This is a genomic window from Stenotrophomonas maltophilia, from assembly GCF_002799245.1.
GTDB lineage: Bacteria > Pseudomonadota > Gammaproteobacteria > Xanthomonadales > Xanthomonadaceae > Stenotrophomonas > Stenotrophomonas maltophilia_S.
In genome coordinates this window covers 264640-284968 of sequence record NZ_NEQV01000006.1, presented here as the reverse complement: position 1 = coordinate 284968, position 20329 = coordinate 264640, and the positions used below count along the sequence as shown (strand labels likewise).

The window sequence follows — 20329 nt, the reverse complement described above, 5'->3', positions numbered from 1 at the left end:
CTCCCTGGTGAAATTAGCGCTGTGGAACCACCCGATCCCATCCCGAACTCGGAAGTGAAACGCAGCTGCGCCGATGGTAGTGTGGCTCAAGCCATGCGAGAGTAGGTCATCGCCAGGGTTTACACCCAAAACCCCGCTGCTCACGCAGCGGGGTTTTTCTTTGTGCGCAGGAAATGCGGGTTCGGTAGTCGCCAACCTTGGTTGGCGACTACCCAGGGCACGCGGACCAGCGCGGGTAGTGCCGGCCGCTGGCCGGCAACCCATGGCCCTGCATCACCCTGGCAGGTCCACGCCGTGCGTGGAAGCGCTCCGTAAGCAACCAGGGCGCCAACCAAGGTTGGCGACTACCGGGGACGGATGGATCAGCACGGGTAGGGCCGGCCGTTGGCGGGCAACCCATGGCCCTGCATCGTCCCGGCAGGTTCACGCCGTGCGTGGGAGCGCTCCGTAAGCGGTCAAGGCGCCAACCAAGGTTGGCGACTACCGAGGGCCGACGGACCAACAGTGGGTCCGCGCGATGCCAACCAAGGTTGGCAGCTACCGACAGCAAGCCTGCGCAACAAAAAACGGCGCCCTGTGGGCGCCGTCTTCATCAGTTCGCGCCGCAGGCTCCGATCAGGCGGCTCGCGAGACCGCGTGCGGGTCCTGCTGGCGGAACACCGACACCGCCTCGGTGAGCGTACCTGCCTGCGATTGCAGCTCGCGTGCTGCGGCGGTCGCTTCCTCCACCAACGCGGCATTCTGCTGCGTGGCCTGGTCCATCTGCACCACGGTCTGGTTGATCTGCTCGATGCCGATCGACTGCTCCTGCGAAGCCGCCGAGATCTCGTGCATCAGGTGGCTGACATTCTCAACGCCGACAACAATGCCCTGCATCCGCTGGCCTGCCTCGGCCACCCGCTGGGCGCCTTCGCCGACCTGGCGCCCGGCTTCGTCGATCAGTTTCTTGATCTCCTGCGCGGCGGAGGCCGAACGCTGTGCCAGCACGCGTACCTCGCTGGCCACCACGGCGAAACCACGGCCCTGCTCACCGGCCCGTGCGGCTTCCACCGCCGCATTGAGCGCGAGGATATTGGTCTGGAAAGCGATGCCGTCGATGACGCCGGTGATGTCGCCGATCCGCTTTGAGGCCCCTTCAATCGCCTGCATGGTGTCGACGACCCGCTGCATGACGATATTGCCGTCGCTGGCGGCGGTCTGCGTGGTGACCGCCAGCCGGCTAGCCTGGCGTGCATGGGCGGCGTTCTGGCGCACGGTGGCGGTCAGCTCTTCCATCGAGGCGGCCGTTTCCTGCAGGTGAGCCGCCTGGCGTTCGCTGCGCTCGGACAGCGCGCCATTGCCTGCAGCGATCTCGCTGGCCGCGGTACTGATCGAGGACGCACACTGCTGGATGCGGCCGACCATGCGCGCCAGTTGGCCGGCGGTGGCGTTGGCATCGCGCTGGATCGCGGCGAAGGCGCCGTGATACTCGCCGTGCATGCGCCGATCGAGATCGCCATTGGCCAGCGCCGAGAGCATCTGCCGCACTTCGTCGACGGTACTGCCCAGCGTATCCAGCAGCTGGTTGATGCCACCGGTCAGGCCATCGAGGAAGCTGGCGCCTTCGGTCGCCTGCAGGCGCTGCGCGAGGTCGCCGGCGGCGGCGGCGGCGACGATGCCGGCGACTGCGTTCTCCAGCGCCAGCTCATGGGTACGGTCATGCCATTCCACGGCGAAGCCCAGCCGCAGGCCCTCTGCGTCGAACACCGGAGTAACCACCTGCGCGAAGTGCACCGGGCCGATCTGCACCTTGCCGTTGTGGGTGACCTGCAGGCCATTGAGGATGGCGCGGATGCGGTCCGGATTGGCGTGGAAGCGATGGATGCTGCTGCCGACCAGACGCTCGGCGTCGAAATCGGGGAAGGCCTGGCGCAGCGTTGCCTGCTGGTTGCGCAGCAGGGCCACCACCGAGCGGTTCACGTAGCGGATCACGTGATCGTTGTCGGCGATCATCATTGCAGTGCGCGAGGCATCCAGTGCCTGGCGGATCTGCGCGTTCTCGGCATGTGCTTCCGCTTCGCGTCCCCGCTGGGCCTGCACATGGCGTGCGGTATCGGCCAGCGCATGGGCTAGCGAACCCGGTGCGTAGGCGGTGGTGTCGGCATGTGCGCCAAGATCGGCGCCGGTGGCGATGTCGCGCGCCAGCGCGGCCAACCGGCGGGGGCCGTGGCCGAGTGCCTCGGTCTGCTGGCGCAGCCGCAGTGCGACCTGGCCAAGCAACAGGGCCAGGCACGCGAGCATCCCGGCCTGCAGCAGCGTTGGCCACACGGCAGCGCCCACCTGCAGCGGTGCCAGCAGCACGAGCATGCCGACGCCACCCGCCAGCCACACCGGCAGGCGATCACGGTGACCCAGCAGCACGCCGAGCAGCACGGCAATCGGCAATGCCGGCGACAGGCCGCTGATTGCGCACAACACGGCCAACTGCAGCGACAACAGGATTGCCAGGCCGTTGCGGGCGACGCCGCGGCCGGCCAGCGGACCTGCCAGCCACATCGCAGGCAGCACCACGGCGGCAACCAGCCCAGCGGCCACCGCCTGAGGGCTGCGCAGGGCCAGCACCAGGCCTGCGATGGCCAGCGCCGCGCTGCCGATCAGCAGACGGCGGTCAGCGCCGCGGGCGATCTGCTGCAGGTGCGACGGGCGGGCGGAATCGGGGGGACGGGCGTATGCAATGGACATCGGAGACTCCTGGATCAGCAGACGACAACGGCCACGCCGCAGCGCACGCAGCAAGGCGTGACCTGGGCATGTGCCGGGAATTCGAGGGATGCGGCGCGATCAGCGACGCGGAGACGGGACACCGTGGCCACATCCTGTGGGTGACGGTGCAGCAGAGCAGGCATGCGGACTTCCTTGCAGAACCAGACACACGCCGCAGGCCCGACCGGGCCCGCGTGCAGCGGGCGCAGGGGCCCGCAACTGGTGTATCGGCCGCAGGCGCGCAGAGTGAAGCGCGCGGACGCCTGCGCTCAGCCGGCGTTGTCGTTGCTGAAGAAGCGCAGGATCACCTCGGCAATGCGTGCCGGGTCTTCCATATGCAGGTGGTGGTTGCCGGGAAACACTGCCAGCCGTCCATCACGCAGGTGCTGCAGGCGATCGCTGCGCATCGGCTCGGGATAGTAGGACTGCGCCGGCGTGGCATAGATCACCTGCGTCGGGCAGGCGATGGCCTGCAGCAGGTTGTCGATCTGGCCCTCGCTGAGGCGGATCGCGGTGGGCAGCATCAGGCGCGGATCACTGCACCAGCGATAGCCACCTTCGACCGGCTCCACGCCGCGCTCGACCAGCAGCCGTGCGCAGTGTTCGCTGAGCTGGTTGGTCATCATCCGCGCGCGGATCGGCGCGGCCAGGTCGGGGAATACGCGAAGCTGCTTGCGCGCCAACGCGCGTGTGGCGTTCACATGCTCGCGCAGGCGATGCGCGGTTTCTTCCTCGGGCCCACGCAGGCCGCCGAGTGCTTCGATCGCCACCAGCCGTTCGACGCGGTCGCTGACCGAGGCGGTGAGGCTGGCGATGCCGGCCCCCATCGAATGGCCGAGCAGGCTGAAGCGGTCCCAGCCCAGTGCGTCGGCGACGTCGAGTACGTGGCAGATCGCGGCCGCCGTGGTGTAGCTGGCACCGGCCGGCAGATGCGCACTGTGGCCATGGCCGGGCAGGTCGATCGCCACCAGCTGCAGCGACGACAGGTGTGGGGCCAGTGGCATGAAGCTGGCGGCGTTGTCGAGCCAGCCATGCAGGGCCAGCACGCGCGGGCCCTCGCCGTGGTTGCGCAGACCGGCCACGCGCGTGCCGCCGACCTCGAGTTCAAAGGGCTGCAGGCTCATGCCAGCGAGGCCACGGCCAGTCGCGCCAGGGCGCGTGCGTGCTCCGGTTCGGCGTTGAGACAGGGGATGTAACGCATCTTAGCGCCGCGTTCGGCCAGCGTTTCGGTGAAGCCCATCGCGACCTCCTCCAGCGTCTCCAGGCAATCGGTGGCGAAGCCGGGGCAGACCACATCGATCTGCTTCACGCCGGACTCGGCCAGCGCCCACAGGCTGGGTTCGGCATACGGCTGCAGCCAGCGCTCGCGGCCGAAGCGCGACTGGTAACCCATCTGCCAGTCGTCCTTGCCCAGGCCGAGCGCCTTGGCGATGGCCTGCGCACTGGCTTCGCAGCGCTGCGGGTACGGATCGCCGGCATCGGCCAGGCGCTGCGGGATGCCGTGGAAGGAGAACATCAGTGTCTGGCCGCGACCGTGCTGTTCCCAGTAGCGGCGGATCGAGCCGGCAACGGCGTCGACCCAGCCCGGGTCGATCGAGTAGTCGCGCACCAGGCTGACGGTCACGCCCGGGTTGCGGCGCTGCCAGGCGTCGACGCGGTCTTCGACCGAGGCGGTGGTGGTGGTCGAGTACTGCGGGTACAGCGGCAGCACCACGATGCGGCGTGCCCCTTCGGCGGCCAGGCGGTCGAGCTCGCGGGTCAGCGCGGGTTCGCCATAGCGCATCGCATGGCGAACCTTCAGGGTCGGCAGCAGGGTCTGCATCGCCTCTGCCAGCTGCCGGGTATGCACCATCAGCGGTGAGCCGTCTGGCAGCCACACCTGGGCGTACTTGGCTGCCGAACGGCTGCTGCGCAGCGGCAAGATCAGCCCGCGCAGCAGCGGCTGCCACAACAGCGCCGGGATCGAGACCACGCGGGGGTCGGACAGGAATTCGGCCAGATAACGGCGTACGGCGGGGGCCGTCGGCGTCTCGGGCGTGCCTAGGTTGACCGCCAGCACGGCGGTATCGGGTGCGTCGAGCATGGTGCGTATTGTCGCCGATCCGGTGCCGCGCCGGGATGCAGGGTTCGGATTGCAGGCATAGGGCGCATCAATGTGAGCAGGGAACGCTCATTGGCGATTCATGACAACACCACTAATTTCAGTCACTTGCTATATCTTCCTATGGACTGACTTCTGGAGCCTGCCATGCGTCGCCCGATCCAAGCCCTGCTGATCGCCGCCAGCCTGCTGTCCAGCCAGGCCATGGCCGGACCGCAGGAAGACCAGCGCGCCCGCAATGCCGTGCGCGTGCTGGCTGAAATCCAGGAAATTCCTGAACAGGGAATTCCGGACAAATTGCTCGACGAAGGCCGCGCGGTCATCGTCATTCCCGACACGATCAAGGCCGGCCTGGTCATTGGTGGTCGCCGCGGCCACGGCCTGATGTCGGTGCGCATGCCCAACGGCGCCTGGTCCAGCCCGGTATTCGTCAAGCTGACCGGTGGCAGCATCGGCTTCCAGGCCGGCGTTCAGTCTTCGGATGTGGTGCTGGTGTTCCGCAACGACCGCAGCCTGGACAACCTGGTCAACGGCAAGTTCACGCTCGGCGCCGATGCGGGCGTTGCCGCCGGTCCGGTCGGCCGCAATGCCGCCGCCGCCACCGACGGCCAGCTGAAGGCCGAGATCTGGTCGTGGTCGCGCGCCCGCGGCCTGTTCGCCGGCGTCGCCCTCGATGGCGCGGTGCTGCAGATCGACGATGCCGCCAACCTTGACGCCTACGGCAGCAACACCACGCCGCGCATGATCTTCGAAGGTCGCGCCGTGGGTACGCCGTCGATGGATGTGGTCGCCTTCCGTGATCGCCTGGAAGAGGCCACCTACGCCGCCCGCAACAACCGCAATGGCAACGGTGGCAGTGCACCGCGTCCGGCGGCGGCCCCGGCGGTTGCTCCGGCGCCTGTTCAGGCAGCACCGGCGGCCCCGGCCGAAGCCACCACCGCACCGCTGCAGAACGTGCCGCAGAACCCGCCGCCGCAGCAGCAGGGCTTCCAGCCGGTCAACGACGGCGAAATCCGCACGGAAACGCTGGGCGGGAACTGACTTTCGTCACGCGCGCCGGCTAACAGCCGGTGCGCTATGCTCGACAGCCTGATCACTAACGTAACGAGCGTCTTTATGGGCAGTTTCAGCATCTGGCATTGGTTGGTCGTGCTGGCAATCGTTCTGCTGGTGTTCGGCACCAAGCGCCTGACCAGTGGCGCCAAGGACCTCGGCTCGGCGGTCAAGGAATTCAAGAAGGGCATGCGCGACGACGACAAGCCGAACGCGCAGCTGGGCGACGAGTCGCGCAGCCAGGACGCCTCGCGCACCGCGCAGGACGAGCACGACCGCACCCCTCGCTGATCCGGAGCGGTCGCGGTGTTTGATATCGGCTTCAGCGAACTGCTGGTGATCGCGGTGGTCGCCTTGGTGGTGCTCGGTCCAGAGCGCCTGCCCAAGGCGGCCCGCTTCGCCGGCCTGTGGGTGCGTCGTGCCCGCAATCAGTGGGACTCGGTGAAACAGGAACTGGAACGCGAACTGCAGGCCGAGGAGATCAAGCGGCAGATGCAGGACGTGCGCCAGGGCATGCAGGACACCGAGAACCAGCTGCGCGCCAGCGGCGAAGCGATCCGTCGCGAAGCGCAGGAGGCGCAGCAGCAGGGCGATACGCTGGCGCAGGAGGTACGCGCACCGGCGCCTGCGGATCTTCCGCCGCATATGAGCGACCTGCCCCATGCCGATGCACCGGTACAGGAGAGCGTTGCTCCCCAGCCGACGCCGGCGACAACCCCTGAAGCCGGTGCGCCGCCGCCGCAGAGCACGGAGCGCCAGCCATGAGTGAACAGGATTTCGGCGAAAGCTCGCTGGTCGAGCATCTGGTGGAACTGCGCGGGCGACTGGTGCGCGCGTTGCTGGGCCTGGGTGTAGCGCTGCTGGCGCTGCTGCCGTTCACCCAGAAGCTGTACAACGCCCTGGCCGAACCGCTGGTCTCGCAGCTGCCCAACGGGCAGACGATGATCGCGACCAATCCTGCCGGTGCCTTCTTCGCGCCGTTGAAGCTGACCTTCTTCGTTGCCTTGTTCGTGGCGGTGCCGTGGCTGCTGTACCAGCTGTGGGCCTTCGTCGCGCCGGGCCTGTATGCGCGTGAGAAGCGCCTGGCGGTGCCGTTGCTGGTGTCGTCGGTGCTGCTGTTCTACACCGGCTGCGCCTTCGCCTACTTCCTGGTGCTGCCGGCGGTGTTTCATTTCCTGACCACCTTCAGCCCGGACGTGATTGCGATCACGCCGGATGCGAATGCCTACCTGGATTTCGTGCTGGCGATCTTCTTCGCCTTCGGCGGCAGTTTCGAACTGCCGGTGGCGATGGTGATCCTGGTGCTGCTGGGCTGGGTGACGCCGCAGCAGTTCAAGGAAGGCCGTGGTTACGCGATCGTCGGCATCTTCGTGCTGGCGGCGGTGCTGACCCCACCGGACGTGGTCTCGCAGCTGATGCTGGCGATCCCGATGTGCCTGCTGTACGAGCTGGGCATCCACGCCGCCCGCTGGCTGGTGCCGTCGTCAGTAGTAAAGAAGCCCGCCGCCTGAAAAAAGGGGACGGAGGGGATTAAGTCGTTTGTGCCACTGTGCCGCTAACGACTTAATCCCCTCCGTCCCCTTTTTCTGTCAGGCGTGGAAGATGTCGCTCGAGGTCGGGGTGGTCGGGATCGGCGGCACTGCGCGGCTGCCGCGATGCACGAACATCTGCTTCCAGGCGGCGTAGACGGCGCCGACATACAGCGGCATCAGCACCGTGGTCAGCACCAGCTGGGCGATGAAGGCCGCGGCCAGCGGGCCACCCATCAGCATCGCGATCTGGATCACGATCACGAACAGGATGTACATGCAGAACGCGGCGATCAGGCCCAGTGCGGCGAACACGATCATGGCGCCGATGTTCTCGATGCAGCCCTGCAGGCTCAGGCGCAGCGCGTGCATGCCGCTCTGCTTGTCGAACACCACCAGCGCCGGCTGGGTGAACATCGCCAGCGACAGCGCGACCGCACTGAGGAACACCAGCAGCATCCACAGCGCGATGCGCTTGGCCGGCAGGTTGGCGACCAGCGCCGCCGCGTCGTCCGGCTTGATCTGCTGGCCACTGCGGCTGATCTCTTCCATCTTGGTCATGACCTCGCTGAAGGCGGTGAAGCCCTCGCGGCCGATCATCAGGAACAGCAGCGCGCCCAGCAGCAGCACCGCGAGCACCTGGATCGCCAGCGGCACCAGCAGGTGGCTGACGCGGTGGTCGCGGATCGGCTGCAGCAGGTGCGAGGCCAGGCCCGGGCGGCCTTCGTCGATCTCGCCCACGGCATACAGCATGCCGCCGAACATGATCGGCGAGATGGCCAGGGTCATCAGCTGCACGGCCATGCCGGCGGCGCCGGGAATCAGCGTCGACAACAGCGTGACCACCCAGCTCACCAGCAGCCAGACCAGGCCGATCCGGGCCAGCTGCAGCGGCGCACGCCGGTACAGGGAGAACGTATCCAGCAACCACTGGGCGCCCGCCGAAGCCGGCAGCTTGCGAATCTCTTTCATGGACATCCGGGAAGGACAGGAGGGGCCGGGCGGCTGCCCGTGCCGCCGATTATCCCTGTTTTGCCGCCGGCTGGGCTGAAGACAACCGCGCCTGGCGGACGAAGCGCCGCAACAGCTGGCGGGCCAGCGGCGCGGCGCTGACCGCGCGCTCGATGCTGCGGGCGCAGCCGCCGTGGCGGCCGATGCAGTCGGCGCGGGCGCGGACGTAGCCACGCATGTGGTGGGTGGCGAACTCCGGATGGAACTGCACGCCCCAGGCCTGGCGGCCCCAGCGGAAGGCGTGGCAGCCGTCCAGCGGCGAACGGGCCAGTACCTCGGCCCCGTCGGGCGCGCGCAGCACGGTCTGCAGATGGGTGGCGTGGGCGGCGAAATGCTGCGGCAGGCCCTGGAACAGCGGGTCCTGCGCGGCCTGCGGCTGCAGCTCCAGTTCGATCGTGCCGGACTCGCGCCCGGCCGGGTTGTAGGCCACCTCACCGCCCAGCGCATGGGCCAGCAGCTGGTGGCCGTAGCAGATGCCGAACACCGGCACGCCATCGTGGGCGACCTGGCGCAGCCATGCCGCGCTGCGTTCGCTCCATTCGGCGTGGTCGGTGACGAAGGCGGCCGAGCCGGTCACCAGCACTCCGGCGTAGTCGCCCGCGTCGGGCAGGAGGCCGCCGTGCTCGACGTCCACCACCACCGTTTCGTGTTCTTCCAGCCCGGCGGCAACCCGGATCCAGTGCGGGAAGCGCCCGTAGCGGCGCAGTGATGGCACCGGGCGACCGGTTTCAAGGATCAGGAAGGGCGCTGGGTTCATCCGGGGGCGGCAGGACTGACAGGACTTCCTCGATTGTAGTCAGCCCCTGCGCCACCTTTTCAAGCCCGGCCTGGCGCAGGGTTCGCAATCCTTCAGCACGTGCGGCACGGGTGAAGCCGGCCAGATCCATGTCGGCGCGGATCTGCCCGCGCAGCCGCGAGCCCAATGGCAGCAACTCATACAGGCCGATGCGGCCGAAGAATCCGGTGCGCCGGCACTCCAGGCAACCGACCGGCCGACAGGGCGTGGCGGCATCTGGATATGCAGCCTGGCTATCAGCCAGCACCGCCCAATCGGCCGCGCCGAGGCTGTGCGGCTGCTTGCAGTGCGGGCACAGCGTGCGCACCAGGCGCTGGGCGAGGATGCCGTTGAGGGTGCTGGCCAGCAGGTAATGCGGTACGCCCAGGTCGAGCAGGCGGGTGACCGCCGACGGCGCGTCGTTGGTATGCAGGGTGGACAGCACCAGGTGCCCGGTCAGCGAGGCCTGCACCGCCATCTGCGCGGTTTCCAGATCGCGGATCTCACCGATCATGATGATGTCCGGGTCCTGCCGCAGCAGGGTGCGCACGCCGCTGGCGAAGTCCAGGTCGATATTGGTCTGCACCTGCATCTGGTTGAACTCGGGCGCGATCATCTCGATCGGGTCCTCCACCGTGCACACGTTCACGTCCGGCGTCGCCAGTCGCTTCAGCGTCGAATACAGGGTGGTGGTCTTGCCAGAGCCGGTCGGGCCGGTAACCAGCACGATGCCGTGCGGGCGTTCGACCAGCGCATTCCAGCCGGCGGCCTCCTGCGGGCTGAAACCGAGCTGGTCGATGCTCTTGAAGGCGGCATCGGGGTCGAAGATGCGCATCACGCACTTCTCGCCGAAGGCGGTGGGCATGGTCGACAGGCGCATCTCGACTTCGCGGCCGCCCGGCGAGCGGGTCTTGATGCGGCCGTCCTGCGGGCGCCGGCGTTCGGCCAGGTCCATGCGGCCAAGCACCTTGATGCGGCTGACCACGGCGGTCATCACCGCCGGTGGCACCTCGAACACCTTGTGCAGCACGCCGTCGATGCGGAAGCGCATGCGCCCCATCTCGCGGCGGGGTTCCAGGTGGATGTCCGAGGCGCGCTGTTCGTAGGCGTACTGCAGCAGCCAATCGACGATGTGCACGATGTGCTGATCATCGGCATTGACGTCGCCGGTGCGGCCCAGCTCGACCAGCTGTTCGAAGCTGGGCAGGGTGGTGCTGGCTTCGCCGCGGACGTCGCCGCGCGCGCCACGCACCGAGCGGGTCACCCCGTAGAACTCCATGGTGTAGCGGTGCAGGTCCAGCGGATTGACCACCGCCAGCTCGATGCTGCGGCGGGTCAGGTGTTGCAGGTCGCGGCGCCACTCCTGCACCAGCGGCTCGCTGGTGGCCACCAGCACCCGTTCGGCATCCACCGCCAGCGGCAGGAAGCGGTGGCGACGGGCATAGGCGTGGGAGACCAGCGCGGTGACGGCAGCGACGTCGACCCGGGTCGGATCGATGCGCAGGTAGCGGCTGCCGGTACGCCGCGCCAACCACTCGGTCAGGCGTTCCAGGGTCAGTTCGCCCCCGTCGCGGGCGGCCAGCTTGAGGTTGGACAGCAGCACCAGCGGGTGCACTTCACTGGCATTGCGCGCGCCCTGTGCGGAAAACCGCATGCGCTCGCCTTCATGCTCGGCGACCAGGCCGTCGGCCAGCAGCGCCGCACCCACCTGTTCGAAATGCAGGCGGCCCCACGGCAGCGGGACCCCGCCTGGCTCGCCGGGCGTGCCCACCGGCAGCCGATGTTCCATCTGCCTGCTCCTCGCGGGTACGGAATGCCCCGCAGGTCGGCCGTTATACTAGCGCACCCCCTTGCCGGCCAAGACTCGTACGCATGTCCGCGACCCCGACCGTTCCGATCACTTTCCAGGGCCTGATCCAGACCCTGAACCAGTTCTGGGCCCAGCAGGGCTGCGTGCTCATCCAGCCGCTCGACCTGGAGGTGGGCGCCGGTACCTTCCATCCGGCCACCTTCCTGCGTGCGATCGGTCCGGAAAGCTGGAACGCGGCCTACGTGCAGCCCTCGCGCCGCCCGACCGATGGCCGCTACGGCGAAAACCCGAACCGCCTGCAGCGCTACTACCAGTACCAGGTAGCGATGAAGCCGGCGCCGGACAACATCCAGCAGCTGTACCTGGACTCGCTGAAGGCACTGGGCATTGATCCGCTGGTGCACGACCTGCGCTTCGTCGAGGACAACTGGGAATCGCCGACGCTGGGCGCCTGGGGCCTGGGCTGGGAAGTCTGGCTCAACGGCATGGAAGTGACCCAGTTCACCTACTTCCAGCAGGCCGGTGGCCTGGAGTGCCGCCCGGTGCTGGGCGAGATCACCTATGGTCTCGAGCGCCTGTGCATGTACCTGCAGAACTGCGACAACGTCTATGACCTGGTCTGGACCTATGGCCCGGACGGCCAGCCGGTGACCTATGGCGACGTCTACCACCAGAACGAGGTGGAGCAGAGCACCTACAACTTCGAATACGCCGACGTGGAAGAAATGTTCCACCGCTTCGACGCCTGCGAGCGTGAAGCGCAGAAGCTGGTGGAAGTGAACCTGCCGCTGCCGGCCTACGAGCAGGTGATGAAGGCCAGCCACACCTTCAACCTGCTCGATGCGCGCCGCGCGATCAGCGTGACCGAGCGCCAGCGCTACATCCTGCGCGTGCGCGCGCTGGCCCAGGCAGTGGCCAAGGCGTACTACGAGCAGCGCGAGAAGCTGGGCTTCCCGGGTGCGAAGAAGGCCTGAGCGCCCTCCGCACCGACCCGCTTTTCATCAACTACCCGGGGCGCCGGACGCGTTGCGCGCTGCGCCCCCACCACAGGATCGAACCGATGAGCCAATTGTCCCCCCTGCTGATCGAACTGGGCACCGAGGAACTGCCGGTCAAGGCGCTGCCGGGCCTGGCCCAGGCGTTCTTCGACGGTGTTGTCGAAGGCCTGCGCAAGCGCGGCGTCGCCCTGGACCTGGGCGATGCGCGCCCGCTGTCGACCCCGCGCCGCCTGGCCGTGCTGCTGCCGGGCGTCGGCCTGGAGCAGCCCGAACAGCACAGCGAAGTGCTGGGCCCGTACCTGAACATCGCGCTGGACGCCGAAGGCCAGCCGACCAAGGCCCTGCAGGGCTTCGCCGCCAAGGCCGGGATCGACTGGACCACGCTGGAGAAGACCACCGACAACAAGGGTGAGCGTTTCGTGCACCGCGCGGTGACGCCGGGCGCGAGCATCGCCAGCCTGCTGCCGGAGATCCTGCGCGAGGCGATTGCGGCGATGCCGATTCCCAAGCCGATGCGCTGGGGTGACCACGCCTGGGGCTTTGCCCGCCCGGCGCACTGGCTGGTGCTGCTGCACGGCGCCAATGTGGTCGAGGCCGAGCTGTTCGGCCTGCAGGCCGGCCGTGTCAGCCGCGGCCATCGTTTCCACTACGACCAGGCTGTGTCGCTGGCACAGCCGCAGGACTACGTTGAAGCCCTGCGCGCCGCGTTCGTGCTGGTCGACCCGAGCGAGCGCCGCGCCCGCATCGTCACCGAGGTCGAGGCCGCTGCGGCCAAGGCTGCCGGCAGCGCCCGCATCACCGAGGACAACCTGGAGCAGGTGGTCAACCTGGTTGAGTGGCCGTCGGCGGTGCTGTGCAGCTTCGAGCGGGCGTTCCTGGCGGTACCGCAGGAAGCGCTGATCGAGACGATGGAAATCAACCAGAAGTTCTTCCCGGTGCTGGATGACAGCGGCAAGCTGACCGAGAAGTTCATCGGCATCGCCAACATCGAATCGAAGGACGTGGCCGAAGTGGCCAAGGGCTACGAGCGCGTGATCCGCCCGCGCTTCGCCGATGCCAAGTTCTTCTTCGACGAAGACCTGAAGCAGGGCCTGGCGTCGATGGGCGAGGGCCTGAAGACGGTGACCTACCAGGCCAAGCTGGGCAGCGTGGCCGACAAGGTGGCACGCGTGGTGGCACTGGCCGAGGTGATCGCGCCGCAGGTCGGTGCGGACCCGGCGCTGGCCAGGCGCGCCGCGCAGCTGGCCAAGAACGACCTGCAGTCGCGCATGGTCAACGAGTTCCCGGAACTGCAGGGCATCGCCGGCCGCCATTACGCCGTGACCGGTGGCGAACCGGAAGAGGTGGCGCTGGCCATCGACGAGGCCTACCAGCCGCGCTTCGGTGGTGACGACATCGCGCTGTCGCCGCTGGGCAAGGTGCTGGCGATCGCCGAGCGCGTGGACACGCTGGCCGGTGGTTTCGCCGCTGGCCTGAAGCCGACCGGCAACAAGGACCCGTTCGCCCTGCGCCGCAATGCGCTGGGCCTGGCCCGCACGATCATCGAAAGCGGCTTCGAGCTGGACCTGCGCGCGCTGCTGGCCAGCGCCAACGCCGGCCTGGCCACGCGCAATGTGCAGGCCGATGTGGCCGAGCTGTACGACTTCATCCTCGACCGCCTGAAGGGCTACTACAGCGACAAGGGCGTGCCGGCCACGCACTTCAACGCCGTGGCCGAGCTGAAACCGGCCTCGCTGCATGACTTCGACCGTCGCCTGGATGCGATCGGCACCTTCGCCGCGCTGCCGGAAGCCGAAGCACTGGCTGCGGCCAACAAGCGCATCCGCAACATCCTGCGCAAGGCCGAAGGCGACATTCCGGGCCAGATCGACCCGGCGCTGCTGCAGGAGGATGCCGAACGCGCGCTGGCCGAAGCGGTCACCGCGGCCATCGATGACACCGGCGCCAGCCTGCACCAGAAGGACTACGTGGCCGTGCTGGCACGCCTGGCGCGCCTGCGTCCGCAGGTCGATGCGTTCTTCGACGGGGTGATGGTCAATGCGGAGGATCCGGCGCTGCGTGGCAACCGCCTTGCGCTGCTGACGATGCTGGGCGAGCGCCTGGGCAAGGTGGCGGCGATCGAGCATCTGTCGAGCTGATGCCGGTATCGGTCGTGCCGGCCAGCGGCCGGCACCACCGGGTCAGCGCCGGCGGATGTCCATCGGGGTCATTGCCGGCATCGCGCACGATGCCGGCATCCTCGCCTGCGATCACGATGATCGCCACAAGGGCGCGTATTTTGACCGCAACTTAACAACCGATCCCCAATGACGTGATGCATTTCGCATCGTCACCTCCGGTCGGTATGCTGTGCCGCATGCAGCCAAAGAAATACGCCCTGCCGCTGATGGTCCTGTCGCTGGCCGCCACCACCGTGGCCCACGCGCGCGGCACCATCGACAAGGTGGACATCAAGGGATTGGACAAGGGCGACGACGCCGCAATCATCGAGAACATCCAGGAATCGCTGTCGCTGTACGACACGATCGGCAAGGAACAGGGCGAATCGCGCCTGGAATACCTGCTGTCACAGGCCGAGCGGCAGACCCGCCAGGCACTGGAACCGTTCGGGTACTACAACCCGGTGATCAAGGTCGAGGCGCCGCGCGAGGATGAACACGTGCGCGTCCTGATCCATGTCGACAAGGGCAGCCCGGTGACCGTGCGCCGCGAGCACATCGACATCACCGGCCCTGCGATGTACGACCAGTATCTTCAGGACGACCTGGCGGCCTTCAAGCCGCGCAAGGGCCAGCGCTTCGAGCACACCCAGTACGAAGCCAGCAAGATCACCATCACCCGGCGCCTGGCCGAGCGTGGCTACTTCGATGCCGACTACACCCAGCGCCAGGTGCAGATCACCCGCGCCGACAATGCCGCCGACATCGATCTGACCTGGGACAGCGGCCGCCGCTACAACATGGGCCCGGTGCGCTTCGAGCAGGACTATTTCGTCGACAAGCTGTTCGATCCGCTGGTGTACTGGGACCAGGGCAGCTACTACCACGAAGGCAAGCTGGACCGCCTGCGGCAGTCGTTGACCAAGCTGGACTACTTCAGCGTGATCGACATCCAGCCGCGCCCGGACGAGGCCGACGAGAACGGCGATGTGCCGGTGGACGTGAAGCTGACCCGAGCCAAGCGCACCATCTACACCGCCGGCCTGAGCTACGGCAGCGAGAGCGGCCCGGGTGTGCGCGGCGGCATCGAGCGGCGGTTCCTGAACAACCGCGGCCACAAGATGAACACGCAGCTGGACTATGCGCAGAAGCGCAAGAGCCTGGTCACCAGCTACCGCATCCCGGCCTTCAACTGGCTCGATGGCTGGTACACCTTCGCCGCCAGCGCGTACGACGAACAGACCGACTACATCGACCTGCGCAACTTCAAGCTGATTGCCAGCCGCAGCGGTGAGATCAACGAGCACTGGACCGCGATCGCCTCGGTCAACGCGCTGCGCGAGCGCTGGCGCTATGCCTCCGGCACTGAATTCACCGACGCCGTCTACAACACCTCGACGCTGGTGTACCCGCAGATGGTTGCCGACTACGTCAACGTCGACGACGAGTTGTTCCCGCGCAAGGGCATCAGCGGCACCGCAACGATGCGTGCCGGCGTCGAAGGCGCCGGCTCGGACACCAGCTTCGTGCAGGCCAATGCCGTGTTGCGCTGGTACATCCCGGTGGGTCAGAGCAATCGCCTGATCCTGCGCGGCGAAGGTGGTACCACCTGGACCAGCGACCTGGTGGCGATGCCACCGAGCCTGCGCTACTTCGCCGGCGGCGACCGCAGCATTCGTGGCTACGCCTATCGTGAGGTCGGCCCGCGGACGCCTGCGCCGGACAAGTACGCACTGGGCGCCAAGAACCTGGTGATCGGCTCAGCCGAGTACGAGCACTACTTCAATGGCGGCCCCTGGGGCGCGGCGGTGTTCGTCGATACCGGCAGTGCCTTCGACAACACCATCGACCTGCATACCGGCGTCGGCTTCGGCGTGCGCTGGAAATCGCCGGTGGGCCCGGTGCGCATCGACGTGGCGCACGGCCTGAACAACCCGGATTCGCAGTTCCAGCTGTACCTGAACATTGGAGCGGACCTGTGAGCACGCCCGCACCGACCCCCAACACGCCGCCGCCGCGCGTGCGCTTCTATCGCCGTCGCCGATTCTGGGCGTGGTCCGGCATCGGCGTGATCGGGCTGGTGCTGCTGGCCCTGCTGGCCCTGCTGGCGGTGTACTGGCTGCTGCAGACCGTGGCCGGCCGCGATGTGCTGCTGGCACAGGTGGTGGCGCGCCTGCCGGTGGGCGCCAGCTTCACCTGGGACAAAGTGGAAGGCCCGGTGGCCGGTCCGCTGACCCTGTACAACGTCGACTTCCGCTATGACGACATCCATTTCCACGCCGAGCGTGCGCACCTGGAGCCGGACCTGCGCCCGCTGCTGGGCCGCAAGCTGCTGCTGGACAAGCTTGAGCTGACCAACGCGACGTTGAACCTGGCCAAGAGTGACGAGCCGTTCAAGCTGCCGTCATGGCCGGATTCACTGCCGCAGATCGAGATGCCGCTGGCGATCCAGGCCGATGCCATCGCCATCGACGGCTTCCGCATCAGCCAGGCCAACGAACCGGTGATCGACATCAGCCGCGTGCGTGGCGGCATCGAGATCGCCAATGGCGAATTCCAGGCGCACAAGCTGGTCGTGGACAGCGACATGGGCAATTTCACTGCCCAGGGCCGCTATATTCCGGGCAAGGACTACGACACCGACGTGACGGTGACGGCGGTGCTGCCGGCACCGCGTGGGCGCACGGCCGCCACGCTGGGCCTGGTCGCCCGTGGTGACCTTTCGCACATGGAAGTGGCGGTGGCCGGGCGTGCACCGAAGCCGCTGCACGCCATGCTGGTGTTCGACGGCCGCACCGACCCCAGCTGGAGCGCCAGCGTGCGCAGCGACGAGCTGGATCTGGCGCTGCTGTCACCGGCACTGGCCAGCTCGGCAATCGCTCCGCTGGCGCTGGATTTCACCGCCGCTGGCAAGGGCGGCAACGCCAACCTGCGTGGCAAGGTGAAGCAGGGCGATCAGGAACTGGAACTGGCACCGTCGGTGGTGTCACTGCAGGACCAGGTACTGAAAGTCTCGCCGCTGCTGCTGAAGGGCCTCGGTGGCGAAGCCCGCCTGGAGGGCACCGCCGATTTCAGCCAGGAAGACCAGCAGAAGCTCAACTTCTCGGTGGTCGCGCGTGATCTGACCTATGTGCCGGCGCCCGATCCGAACACCGCCGGCAGCGCACCGGTGCCGGTGACTTTGAAGGAAGCACGCTTCGGCCTGGCCGGTACCCTGAAGGCCTGGGCGGCGATCGGCCGCGCCGAGGTCGAGCGCGACGCGCAGAAGGCGCAGCTGCACTTCGACGTGCGCGGCAACGACCAGGCGGCGTCGATCCACCAGCTGCAGGCGCAGACGCCGGGTGGCCAGCTGCAGGTGGAAGGCCAGGTGGCCTGGGCGCCGCAGCTGGACTGGGACGCCAAGGCCACACTGAAGGACTTCGACCCCGGCTATTTCGTGCCGGGCTGGAACGGCCGCCTGTCCGGCAACCTGGCGTCCAAGGGCCGTCAGGTGCCGCCGCCGGCCAATGCCGCACCGGGCACTGCCGGTACGCTGGAAGCCACGGTGGACCTGCCATCGCTGAAGGGCATGCTGCGCCAGCGCAATCTCGACGCACAGGGCAAGTTCGCGCTGCAGGGCGCGCAGGGCCAGGGTGACCTGAAGCTGTCGCTGGGCAGCAGCCGGGTGACCGCTTCGGGCAAGGTCGGTGATCGCCTCGACATCGATGCGCGCTTCGAGCCGCTGCAGTTGAGCGACCTGCTGCCGGGCGCCGACGGCGGCCTGCGCGGCCAGGTGCAGGTGAAGGGTCCGCGCGACGCGCCGGACATCACCGCCGACCTGGTCGGCAACAACCTCAACTGGGATGGCTACGGTGCCGAGAGCGTGAGCATCAAGGGCAACCTGCCCTGGCGCGGCGACAGCGGCACGCTGGCGGTGCAGGGCCAGCAGGTCAACGCCGGCATGCTGCTGGAACGCTTGAATGTGGATGCACAGGGCAGCGTGTCCAATCTGCGCCTGTCTGCGCAGACCCGCAACGAGATGGGCGCGGTCGAGCTGCAGGGCAGCGTGCGCCAGCAGGGCGCACAGTGGCGTGGCGAGCTGGCATCGCTGCGCATCGCGCCGGTGAAGGGCGATGCCTGGTCGCTGCGTGCACCGGCCGCGTTCGCGATCAACGGCAGCACCTACACCCTGTCCGAAGCCTGCCTGGCCGCCGCCAGCAGCGGCGCGCTGTGCGCACAGGCCAACTGGCCGCGCGAGGGCCTGGTGGTGCGCAGTGACGCGCTGCCGCTGGCGCTGGTGCAGCCGTGGCTGCCTCCGCAGTCCGGCCGCCGCATCTACCTGCGCGGCGATGTCAGCCTGGACGCGCAGATCCGCCCGCGTGGCAACGCCTGGGAAGGCCATGTGGAAGTGCGCTCGAAGGAAGGCGGCGTACGCCTGGGCGAAAGCCGCAACACGGTGGGCGATGCCACCCGCGGTGAGCTGGTGCGCTATGACCAGTTCTCGCTGAAGCTCGACATGACCCCGGCCAGCATCAAGGGCTACCTGGGCATGGGCTTCCAGGGCAACGGCTTCGTCGACGCGAAGATGCAGACCGGCTGGGAAGCCAGTGCGCCACTGAACGGCGAGCTCTACCTCAACATGTCGCGGCTGTACTGGCTGGAGCTTTTCTCGCCGGACATCGTGCGCCCGACCGGCCTGATCGAAGGCCACGTCAGCCTGCGCGGCACACGTGGCCAGCCGTCGCTGGGTGGCGACGCGCAGCTGAGCAACTTCAAGGGCGAATTCCCGGCGCTGGGCCTGACCTTCGACCAGGGCAAGGGCAGCTTCGTGGCCCAGCCCGATGGTTCGGCCAAGATCACCGCGCAGGCCAACTCCGGCCAGGGCACGCTGTACGTGGATGGTGGCCTGTCCTGGTTCGGCGACGCACAGCCGCTGCAGCTGAAGATCCACGGCGAGAACGTGCTGCTGTCCAACACCAGCGAGCTGCGCATCGTCGCCAATCCCAATCTCGACTTCACCCTGGCCAAGGCAGCGATGGAGCTGCGCGGCACCGTGCACGTGCCCGAGGCCGACATCGACCTCGAGCGCCTGGACCGCGGCACCTCGGTGTCCGAAGACGTGGTGGTGCTCGACCCTGCCGATCCGGAAGAGTCGCGCACCTCGCCGCTGGACATGGACCTGACGGTCAGCCTCGGTGACAAGGTGAAGATGACCGGTTTCGGCCTGAAGGGCGCACTGACCGGCAAGATGCAGGTCTGGGCCAAGCCCGGCCGCGAGATGACCGCCAATGGCGGGCTGGAAGTGAGCGGCCGCTACAAGGCGTACGGACAGGACCTCACCATCACCCGTGGCAACCTCACCTGGAACTACAACGCGGTGTCCGACCCGCGCATCAACATCCGTGCCGAGCGCCGGATCGGTGATGTCACCGCCGGCATCGACGTGACCGGGCGTGCGCAGCAGCCCCGTGCGGACGTGTGGTCCGATCCGGCGATGTCGCAGTCCGAAGCACTGGCCTACCTGGTGCTCGGCCGCAGCCTGACCGGTGCCAGCAGCGACCAGACCCAGCAGGTCAATGCAGCTTCGGCGGCACTGTCGGCCGGCAGCGGCCTGCTTGCCTCGCAGCTGGGTGCCAAGCTGGGCCTGGACGATGCCGGCGTGAGCCAGTCGCGCGCGCTGGGTGGCTCGGTGATCGGCGTCGGCAAGTACATCTCGCCCAAGCTGTACGTTGGTTACGGCGTATCGCTGGTCGGTGCCGGTTCGGTGATCACGCTGAAGTACCTGCTGCGCCGCGGCTTCGACGTGGAAGTGGAGTCGAGCACGGTGGAAAACCGTGGTTCGATCAACTGGAGAAGGGAGAAGTAGGCGGCGCCTCGTGCTCGCCGGGCATGGCGTGCAGGCGCCGAGGCGATGCATGGGGAGCCGCGGGGGGCTATGCCCTCCGTTGACCCTGCCTTGTCGCAATTAACGCCTGCGGCCGGTATGGGCCGGGTATGCCCGACAGGCGTTCGGCGATCGATCGCGGCGGCGATCCGCGATGTTCTGTGCATTCAGTCCTGAAAAAACCGTGGCGGACATCCGGAAAATTCGGGCATTCCGCGATGGATTGATCGTCAGTATCGAATTGATCGGATCAATCTATTTCTTTGATGGCGGCGGAGGTCACATGGT

The 20329-nt window shown here is 67.6% G+C and carries 14 protein-coding genes and 1 rRNA gene; 9 read left to right on the top strand and 6 right to left on the bottom strand.

What is annotated here, in order from left to right:
* Window positions 1-3: 3 nt before the first annotated feature.
* Window positions 4-118, top strand: a 5S ribosomal RNA gene (rrf, locus tag B9Y64_RS18415).
* A 497-nt stretch (window positions 119-615) separates the two neighbouring features.
* On the opposite strand, the gene B9Y64_RS18410 is transcribed toward rrf, so the two are convergent.
* From B9Y64_RS18410 to hemH, 3 genes are all read right to left on the bottom strand, one after another.
* Complete coding sequence (locus B9Y64_RS18410) at window positions 616-2721, bottom strand: methyl-accepting chemotaxis protein (protein ID WP_100441944.1); 2106 nt, start codon at window positions 2719-2721, stop codon at window positions 616-618.
* Between the two features lie 290 nt (window positions 2722-3011).
* A complete protein-coding gene (locus B9Y64_RS18405) occupies window positions 3012-3866 on the bottom strand; it encodes an alpha/beta fold hydrolase (protein ID WP_100441943.1) in 855 nt (284 codons plus the stop codon).
* The gene (hemH, locus tag B9Y64_RS18400; RefSeq protein ID WP_100441942.1) at window positions 3863-4825 is read right to left on the bottom strand and encodes a ferrochelatase; all 963 of its coding nucleotides are present in this window, start codon (window positions 4823-4825) and stop codon (window positions 3863-3865) included. Before hemH ends, B9Y64_RS18405 begins: the two co-directional genes overlap by 4 nt.
* A 165-nt stretch (window positions 4826-4990) precedes the next feature.
* Between hemH and B9Y64_RS18395 the strand changes: the two genes are divergently transcribed.
* The 4 genes from B9Y64_RS18395 (at window position 4991) to tatC (ending at window position 7407) form a co-directional block, all read left to right on the top strand.
* Window positions 4991-5884 (top strand): lipid-binding SYLF domain-containing protein, encoded by an 894-nt coding sequence (locus B9Y64_RS18395; protein ID WP_100441941.1) that lies wholly within the window; start codon window positions 4991-4993, stop codon window positions 5882-5884.
* Window positions 5885-5959: 75 nt separating this feature from the next.
* Window positions 5960-6187: a Sec-independent protein translocase subunit TatA gene (gene tatA, locus B9Y64_RS18390; protein ID WP_014648907.1), complete on the top strand. Its 228-nt coding sequence runs from the start codon at window positions 5960-5962 to the stop codon at window positions 6185-6187.
* A 15-nt stretch (window positions 6188-6202) separates the two neighbouring features.
* A complete protein-coding gene (tatB, locus tag B9Y64_RS18385; RefSeq protein WP_100441940.1) occupies window positions 6203-6661 on the top strand; it encodes a Sec-independent protein translocase protein TatB in 459 nt (152 codons plus the stop codon).
* A complete protein-coding gene (tatC, locus tag B9Y64_RS18380) occupies window positions 6658-7407 on the top strand; it encodes a twin-arginine translocase subunit TatC (RefSeq protein ID WP_014038991.1) in 750 nt (249 codons plus the stop codon). Before tatB ends, tatC begins: the two co-directional genes overlap by 4 nt.
* 78 nt (window positions 7408-7485) lie before the next feature.
* Here the strand turns inward: tatC and B9Y64_RS18375 are convergent, their stop codons facing one another.
* Genes B9Y64_RS18375 through B9Y64_RS18365 form a run of 3 tightly spaced genes read right to left on the bottom strand, consistent with a single transcriptional unit; the run spans window position 7486 to window position 11000 of the window.
* Complete coding sequence (locus B9Y64_RS18375) at window positions 7486-8397, bottom strand: BPSS1780 family membrane protein (RefSeq protein WP_100441939.1); 912 nt, start codon at window positions 8395-8397, stop codon at window positions 7486-7488.
* Between the two features lie 49 nt (window positions 8398-8446).
* Window positions 8447-9193: a glutamine amidotransferase gene (locus tag B9Y64_RS18370; protein WP_100441938.1), complete on the bottom strand. Its 747-nt coding sequence runs from the start codon at window positions 9191-9193 to the stop codon at window positions 8447-8449.
* Entirely contained in the window at window positions 9165-11000 is a 1836-nt protein-coding gene (locus B9Y64_RS18365; RefSeq protein ID WP_100441937.1) for a GspE/PulE family protein, read from the bottom strand. The genes B9Y64_RS18370 and B9Y64_RS18365 overlap by 29 nt, the downstream gene beginning before the upstream one ends.
* Before the next feature lie 83 nt (window positions 11001-11083).
* Between B9Y64_RS18365 and glyQ the strand changes: the two genes are divergently transcribed.
* The 4 genes from glyQ to B9Y64_RS18345 all read left to right on the top strand — a co-directional run bounded on the left by glyQ (window position 11084) and on the right by B9Y64_RS18345 (window position 20023).
* Window positions 11084-11995 (top strand): glycine--tRNA ligase subunit alpha, encoded by a 912-nt coding sequence (gene glyQ, locus B9Y64_RS18360; RefSeq protein WP_006403404.1) that lies wholly within the window; start codon window positions 11084-11086, stop codon window positions 11993-11995.
* Window positions 11996-12081: 86 nt separating this feature from the next.
* Window positions 12082-14157 (top strand): glycine--tRNA ligase subunit beta, encoded by a 2076-nt coding sequence (glyS, locus tag B9Y64_RS18355; RefSeq protein ID WP_100441936.1) that lies wholly within the window; start codon window positions 12082-12084, stop codon window positions 14155-14157.
* A gap of 206 nt (window positions 14158-14363) precedes the next feature.
* Window positions 14364-16160 (top strand): autotransporter assembly complex protein TamA, encoded by a 1797-nt coding sequence (locus tag B9Y64_RS18350; RefSeq protein WP_100441935.1) that lies wholly within the window; start codon window positions 14364-14366, stop codon window positions 16158-16160.
* A complete protein-coding gene (locus tag B9Y64_RS18345) occupies window positions 16157-20023 on the top strand; it encodes a translocation/assembly module TamB domain-containing protein (protein WP_100441934.1) in 3867 nt (1288 codons plus the stop codon). The genes B9Y64_RS18350 and B9Y64_RS18345 overlap by 4 nt, the downstream gene beginning before the upstream one ends.
* Window positions 20024-20329 lie beyond the last annotated feature (306 nt).